This is a genomic window from Nocardia testacea NBRC 100365 (assembly GCF_000308775.1).
In the GTDB taxonomy this organism is placed as follows: domain Bacteria; phylum Actinomycetota; class Actinomycetes; order Mycobacteriales; family Mycobacteriaceae; genus Nocardia; species Nocardia testacea.
In genome coordinates, this window is the sequence record NZ_BAGJ01000146.1 from 49446 (window position 1) to 56061 (window position 6616).

General features: G+C 69.4%; 6 protein-coding genes. 2 read left to right on the forward strand and 4 right to left on the reverse strand.

From position 1 onward, the window contains the following. Nucleotides 1–58: 58 nt before the first annotated feature. Nucleotides 59–1498 carry an MFS transporter gene (locus ON38_RS20255; protein WP_373281237.1) on the reverse strand — a complete coding sequence of 480 codons (1440 nt, stop codon included), beginning with the start codon at nucleotides 1496–1498 and terminating at the stop codon, nucleotides 59–61. 74 nt (nucleotides 1499–1572) lie between these two features. Here ON38_RS20255 and ON38_RS20260 point away from each other — a divergent pair, with 74 nt between their 5' ends. Together ON38_RS20260 and ON38_RS20265 are read left to right on the forward strand one after the other, a co-directional pair. Next, a complete protein-coding gene (locus ON38_RS20260; RefSeq protein ID WP_039826459.1) occupies nucleotides 1573–2094 on the forward strand; it encodes a MarR family winged helix-turn-helix transcriptional regulator in 522 nt (173 codons plus the stop codon). 52 nt (nucleotides 2095–2146) lie between these two features. Continuing rightward, entirely contained in the window at nucleotides 2147–2740 is a 594-nt protein-coding gene (locus tag ON38_RS20265) for a TerD family protein (protein WP_039826460.1), read from the forward strand. 14 nt (nucleotides 2741–2754) lie between these two features. Here the strand turns inward: ON38_RS20265 and ON38_RS20270 are convergent, their stop codons facing one another. Genes ON38_RS20270 through ON38_RS20280 form a run of 3 tightly spaced genes read right to left on the reverse strand, consistent with a single transcriptional unit; the run spans nucleotide 2755 to nucleotide 6578 of the window. Beyond that, the gene (locus tag ON38_RS20270) at nucleotides 2755–3168 is read right to left on the reverse strand and encodes a TIGR03668 family PPOX class F420-dependent oxidoreductase (RefSeq protein WP_174372442.1); all 414 of its coding nucleotides are present in this window, start codon (nucleotides 3166–3168) and stop codon (nucleotides 2755–2757) included. A gap of 34 nt (nucleotides 3169–3202) precedes the next feature. Next, entirely contained in the window at nucleotides 3203–5152 is a 1950-nt protein-coding gene (locus tag ON38_RS20275) for a vWA domain-containing protein (RefSeq protein ID WP_039826461.1), read from the reverse strand. A gap of 28 nt (nucleotides 5153–5180) precedes the next feature. Continuing rightward, nucleotides 5181–6578, reverse strand: a complete 1398-nt coding sequence (locus tag ON38_RS20280; RefSeq protein ID WP_039826462.1) for an ATP-binding protein — start codon at nucleotides 6576–6578, stop codon at nucleotides 5181–5183. Nucleotides 6579–6616 lie beyond the last annotated feature (38 nt).

Consider the following 6616-nt stretch of genomic DNA (forward strand, 5'->3'; position numbering starts at 1 on the left):
GTGCCGTCCAGCATGCCCGTTCGTACCGACGCTGCCGAGCGGATTTCCGGCAGGAGGATCAGTGCGCGTCGGTCGCCGGTGCGCGCAGGGGGATGAGGGCGGTGAGTGCGATGGCGACACCGGCGGCGGTGACCGAGATGAGGAAGGCGGTCTGGAAGGCGTCCCGGGACGGCAGCTGCCGGGTACCCAGGGTGATGGTCATATTGGCCAGTACCGCGCTCATCACCGCCGCCGACGTGGAGGTGCCGACCGAACGCATGAGCGCGTTGAGCCCGTTGGCCGCGGCCGTTTCGGTGATCGGCACCGCGCCCATGATCAGCGCGGGCATCGCGGCGTAGGCGAGGCCGACTCCCCCGGCCACCAGTATCGAAGCGAACATGATCTGCCAGACGGTGTCCATCATGGCCGCCGCGCACAGGTAGCCGAGCCCGATCACCGCCGCGCCCACCCCGAGGGTCAATGCGGGACCGAAGCGCGCCGAGATCCGGGCGGACACCGGGGAGAGCAGCATCATCACACAACCGCTGGGCGCCAGGGCGAGCCCGGCGGCCACCATCGACATCCCCAGGCCGTAGCCGGTTTCCGCGGGAGCCATCAGCAATTGGGGGAAGCTCAGCGACATACCGTAGAGCGCGAAACCCACCGCGATCGAGGCGATATTGGTGAACAGCACCCGCGGCCGCGCCGAGACCCGCAGATCTACCAGCGGATTCCGGCGCACGAGTTCGTACCGGCCCCAGCCGAGGAACACCAGGATGGCGACGGCGAACAGGGTGAGGATGGAGGCGCTGGTCCAACCCCATTGCGCGCCCTGGGTGATCGCGAGGAGCAGGGCGAGCAGTGCGGTCGCCAGGCCCGCGGCGCCACCGAAATCGAACGGCGCCGGGGTGCGCACCGGTGATTCCGGGACGAACCGGAAGATCAGCAGGGCACCGGCCGCGCCCATCGCCGCGGCCGCCCAGAACAGGACGTGCCAGTCCGCGTTCTCGGCAATCAGCGCGGCGACCGGCAACCCGATCGCGCTACCCACGCCGAGCGTGGAACTCATCACGGCCATCGCCGAACCGACCCACTCCGGGGGCAGTTCGTCGCGCAGGATGCTGATACCCAACGGGATGGCGCCGATCGCCACTCCCTGTAGCGCGCGCCCGGCGACCGAGAGCGGCAGCGACGAGGACATCGCACAGAGGACCGAGCCGATGACCATGGCCGTCAGATCGATGAGCAGGATGCGGCGTTTGCCGAACATATCGCCGAGCCGGCCGCTGATCGGAGTGCAGACCGCGGAGGCCAGCAGGGTCACCGTGATCACCCAGGAGGCGTTGGTGGCGGTGGTGTCCAGGAGGGTGGGCAGGCTCGGGATGAGGGGAACGACCAGCGTCTGCATGAGCGAGACGACGATGCCGATGGTGCTCAGAGTGGCTACCAGGATTGTCGGTGAGGTGTGGGGCCGATCGCGTTCGCCGGATCTGGAGGGGTCGTCGGCTACGGCGGTCACGCATATGTACGTTACATAGCCTGTGTATCGTGCACAATTTTGTATTCGGGCGAAACAGACGACATAGTGTCCGAATGTCCGATTCGGTTGCACCGCTCGCCGCCTCCGCGGCGGAACGCCGGGACCCCGCCGTGCTGGCGCGGCTCGTCCTGGAACTGAACCTGCTGTCCCGGCAGTATCCGGCCGCCCGCCGGAATTCGCCGTTCCAGCTGGACAGATCCGCGTACCTGATCCTCACCAGACTGCGCCTGGGCGATCCGTTGTCCCTGCGCGAACTGGCCGAGGCGTTCGGTCTCGACGTGTCCACGGTGAACCGCCAGGTGGCCGCCATGCTCGACCAGGACCTGGTGGAGCGAGTCCCCGACCCCGACGGCGGCGTCGCCCGCAAGGTACGGCCCAGCGAAAAAGGGCTGCGGCTCTTCGAAGCCGATCTGGCCCTGCAACGCCGCGGTGTCGGCTCCGTGCTCACCGATTGGCCCGACGACGAGGTCGAGCAATTGGTCCGCCTCCTGGAGCGATTCAACGAAGGGGTCGAACGGCTGGCCCGCCACCCCTGGCCGCGTCCCCATCGGACCACCGGTTCCACGGTCCACTGAGCGAGAACCCGGTGGTCACCCGGTGTTACCCGGCAGCCGGTACCGTTGAGCCATGATCACGCTCAAAAAGGAAGACGGCGCAGCGGATCTCGCGGGGATCGCCAAGCTGAGTGTCGGTGTCAGCTGGGATCCCTCCGCGGGCGCCAGCGGTGGCGCGCTCGGCTGGGCGCGCCGCAAGAAGGGTGTCGACCTGGACCTGATCGCCATCCTCATGCAGGGCAGCGAACCCGTCCGCTTCGCCGGACTGGATTCGCTGGACCCGCTGGGCAACGGCTCGGTCCTGCACTCCGGCGACGAACAGACCGGCGCGGCCGCCGGTGACGACGAAACCGTGCACGTCACCTTCGCCGAGGTCCCCGGTGGTATCGACGCCATCGTCTTCGTCGCGGCGGCCTTCAAGAAGGGCAGCTCCTTCGAGAAGGCGAACAATATCTCGTTCAAGGTCTACGACGCCACCGGCGGCAGCAGCCAGCAGGTCGCCGATATCTGGCCGTCGCTGCTGGGCAACGACAATGCCAATGCCGTGGCCCGCGCCTTCCGCAACGGCGACGTCTGGCAGCTCGAAGTGCTCAACCGCAAAGGCAAGATCAAGCAGGGCGACAAGCAGGCGCTGCTGCGGTTCGCCATGGGCGGCGCCGGTTCCTGACCCACCGCACGTGATCAGCCCGCCGCCCAGCCCGACCAGCACGCGATATCGAGTGCGAGGACCGGCCCGGGCGGCGGCTCCGTCACATAGACGGGGTAGCGCGCGGTGAGGTGCGCCAGGCCCTGCCGCGCCTCCTCACCGGTCGCGATGCGCGCCCGCCCGTCGGCGCGCACCCACCACAGGCGGGTCCAGTCCTCGTCGTAGAAATCGGCCAGGACCGCGATATCCGGATGGGCTTCGATATTGGCCAGCCGGCGCAGAGCGGTGGTCGATTTCGGTTTCGCGTCGACCGCGGTGTAGACGGTGTCACCGGCCACCGCGAACACGATCGGGACGAGATGCGGTGCCCCCGCGGCGGTCACGGTCGCGAGCCGGGCGACTCGGGCCTCGGCGAAACGGGCCCGCGCCCGGTCGCGGTCCAGCCGCATACCTACCCCTCACTTCCGCTCCGGCACCCGGCGCTCAGCGCCGGCCCCGCAGATAATCGCTGACCACCGCGGCGCCGAGCCCGTCCAGATCCGGTGCCACCACCCGGCCGCCGCTGCGGCGGGCCACCAGGTCCACGAACGCGGCCAGCCGCGGTTCCTCGCCCAGCATGAACACCGAGATCGAGGCACCCAGCCGGGCCAGCGAATCCACCTGGGTCATGGTGACGGCCAGGGTGCGGCGGTCCGGCGGCCAATTGAAGTAGGAGGTGCCGTCCGGCTCCAGATGCGCGGTCGGCTCCCCGTCGGTCACCACCAGCACCACCGGCACCGCGTCGGGATGCCGGCGCAGGTGCCGGCCGGCCAGCAGCAGTGCGTGGTGCAGATTCGTGCCCTGCTCCCAGACCGGTTCCAGCCCGGTCAGTTCCGCGATGTCCACGGTGCCGGCGTGGCGGCCGAAGGTGATCAGTTCCAGGGCGTCGGACCGGAACCGGGTGCTGATCAGGTGCTGCAGGGCCAGCGCCGTACGCTTCATCGGCACCCAGCGCCCGTCCTGCACCATCGACCACGAGGTGTCGACACACAGCGCGACAGCCGCCCGGGAGCGCTGTTCGGTCTCGGCGATCTCCACATCCGCCACATCCAGCGACACCGTCCGGCTGCCGGTGGAAGCCGAGCGCAGCACCGCGTTGCGCACCGTCCGCGACACATCCCACGGCTCGGTATCGCCGAACTGCCACGGCCGGCTCGCCCCGGTCGGCTCCCCGGCCGCCCCGGCGAGCGCGGTTTCCCGCTGCCCCTTGCGGCTACGCAACTTACCGACGATATCCCGGAGCGCGACATCCCCGAGCCGCCGCAGCGCCTTCGGGGTCAGCCGCAGTGTGCCGTCCGGCGCCCGCTCGAACAGGCCCTGGCGGCGCAGTTCCCGTTCCAGTTCGGCCAGCCGGGCGGCGTCCACCCGCGCGTCGGCGCCGAGCTGACGCTCCAGCATCTCCAGGTCGATATCCTCCAGCCGCGCCCCGGGATAGGACTGGGCGAGTTGCGCGGCGAGTTCGTCGAGTTCCCCCAGATCCTGCATGGCCGCCACGGCCTCACCCATGCCCAACGGGTCCTGGCCGCGGAACCGCCGCGCCGACTCCCAGTCCTGGCCGGGCCGTAGCGCGCGCAGATTCGCGTCCAGAGCGGCGATCTGCTGCGCTATTCGCGGATCCCCGAATGCCTGCCCGATCAGCTCGTTCAGTTCCGCCCGCTGCTGAGCCGACATCGAATTCATCATCCGCTGCGCCGCCGCGGCCCGCGCGGCCAGCGCGTCGATCAGTTCTTCGGTATCACGCGGATTCTCCGGGAAGAACTCACCGTGCCGGTCCATGAACTCGGCGAACCGCCCGGCGGTGTCCTCGCCGCGGGCGTGGGCCGCCAGCAGCTCGTTGAGGTCCGACATCATCTGCCGGACCCGCTCCACATCCTGTGGCGTCGCGTCCTGCAGCGCCTGTTTCATCCCTTGGAAGCGGGATTCCAGCAGTTCCTCGCCGAGCAGATCACGGATCTTCTGATAGTTCTCCCGGCCGGTTTCCGAACGCCAGGAGTACTCGCTCAGTTCGTTCACCGCTTTCGCGGTGCTCGACGGGAGTGCGTCCAATTGCATTTCGGCGAACCGCGCGTCGTCGGAGGGATCGGGGAACAGCGCACGCCGTTCGGCCTCCAGGGCCCGGTCCAGCAGTTCCCGCACCTGCTGCAGGGTGCCGTCCAGGCGGTGGGACCGTGAGATCTCCGACCGCCGCTCCCACAGCCGGCGCGTCAGCTCTTCGAGTCCGGGCATGCCGGAGGTCCCCCGCCGCAGCAGTTCCTCGAGTGCCGAACGCGGCGAGGAACCCTCCATCACCTCGCGCCCGATCTCCGACAGTGCCGCGCGCAGATCGAGCGGAGGCGCGAGCGGATCGGGCCCTTCGTGGTAGGGCCCGTAGGAGTATCGGTCCGCCGCTGTCATCGCACCTCTTCGAATCCGGGTGCCGGGGTCATCGGCCGTACACCGCGCTGCCCTCGTCGTCGGAGTCCTTGGCCACCTGGCGTGCCAGATACAGCGACTCCAAGGCGAATTCGACGGCCGCGGCAATCCGCTGCGGTGGATCGCCCGCCGCGACATCGAGCCGCAGCGCCACCTCGTGCAGCACCGGGAGTTCCGGTAGCGCGGACAGCACCTGGGTGCCGGGCACCCGCTCGCCCGTGGTCACCAGATGACCCTCGTCCACCGCGTCGGCCAGCGGCCGTAGATCCAATCCGCCGAGCCGCTCCCGCGCGGTATCGGCGAAGGCCCGCCGCAGCATATGGGTGAGGTGTTCCTGTTCGCGGCCCTCCTCACCGGATTCGAACTCGAGTTTCCCGCGCAGTACGGCCGGTACCGATTCCAGATCGACCGGCCGGGCCACCGCGGGATTCTCCCCGGTCAGCGCGGACCGGCGCAGCGCCGCCGCGGCCACGGTCTCCGCGGCCGCCACCGCGAACCGGGCCGAGACGCCGGAGCGCTGATCGATGGCCGGGGATTCGCGCAGCCGCCGGACGAACCGGGCCAGCACCTCGATCAGCGGGTCACCCACCTCGGCGACCAGTTCGGCTTCCTGCTGCACCAGCGCTATCTCCGCCTCGACGGTCAGCGGATAGTGCGTCCGGATCTCGGCGCCGAAACGGTCCTTCAGCGGGGTGATGATCCGGCCGCGGTTGGTGTAATCCTCGGGGTTGGCCGTCGCCACCAGCAGCACATCCAGCGGTAGCCGCAGCGTATAGCCGCGCACCTGGATATCGCGCTCCTCCATGACGTTCAGCAGCGCGACCTGGATACGCTCGGCGAGGTCGGGCAGTTCGTTGACGGCCACGATGCCCCGGTGCGCGCGCGGCACCAGGCCGAAGTGGATGGTCTCCGGATCGCCGAGGCTCCGGCCCTCGGCGACCTTCACCGGATCGACATCGCCGATCAGGTCGCCCACCGAGGTGTCGGGGGTCGCGAGCTTTTCGGCGTAGCGCTCGCTGCGGTGCCGCCAGGTGACGGGTAGGTCGTCACCGAGTTCGGCGGCCAGCCGCCGGCCCTGCGGGCTGATCGGTTCCAGCGGATGCTCACCCAGTTCGGCGCCTTCGATCACCGGGGTCCATTCGTCGAGCAGTTCGACAACGGTCCGCAGCAGCCGGGTCTTGCCCTGTCCCCGCTCGCCCAGCAGCACCACATCGTGACCCGCCAGCAGCGCGCGCTCCAACTGCGGCAGCACGGTCCGCTCGAAGCCGACGATTCCGGGCCACGGGTCGCCTCCCGAGCCCAGCCGGGCCAGCAGATTCTCCCGGATCTCGGCTTTCACACTCCGCGGCGCGTACCCGGCCGCCCGCAACGCGCCCGCGGTGGCGGGCAGCTCTGTTGGCACAGTCACCTCATCGACGCTACGACGATTTCCCGCATCGGTCGACA

Excerpts from the sequence above, each read along its gene's own strand:
- ON38_RS20275 (WP_039826461.1), bottom strand. The coding sequence starts at position 5,152 with ATGACAGCGGCGGACCGATACTCCTACGGGCCCTACCACGAAGGGCCC.
- ON38_RS20260 (WP_039826459.1), top strand. The coding sequence starts at position 1,573 with ATGTCCGATTCGGTTGCACCGCTCGCCGCCTCCGCGGCGGAACGCCGG.
- ON38_RS20270 (WP_174372442.1), bottom strand. The coding sequence starts at position 3,168 with ATGCGGCTGGACCGCGACCGGGCGCGGGCCCGTTTCGCCGAGGCCCGA.
- ON38_RS20265 (WP_039826460.1), top strand. The coding sequence starts at position 2,147 with ATGATCACGCTCAAAAAGGAAGACGGCGCAGCGGATCTCGCGGGGATC.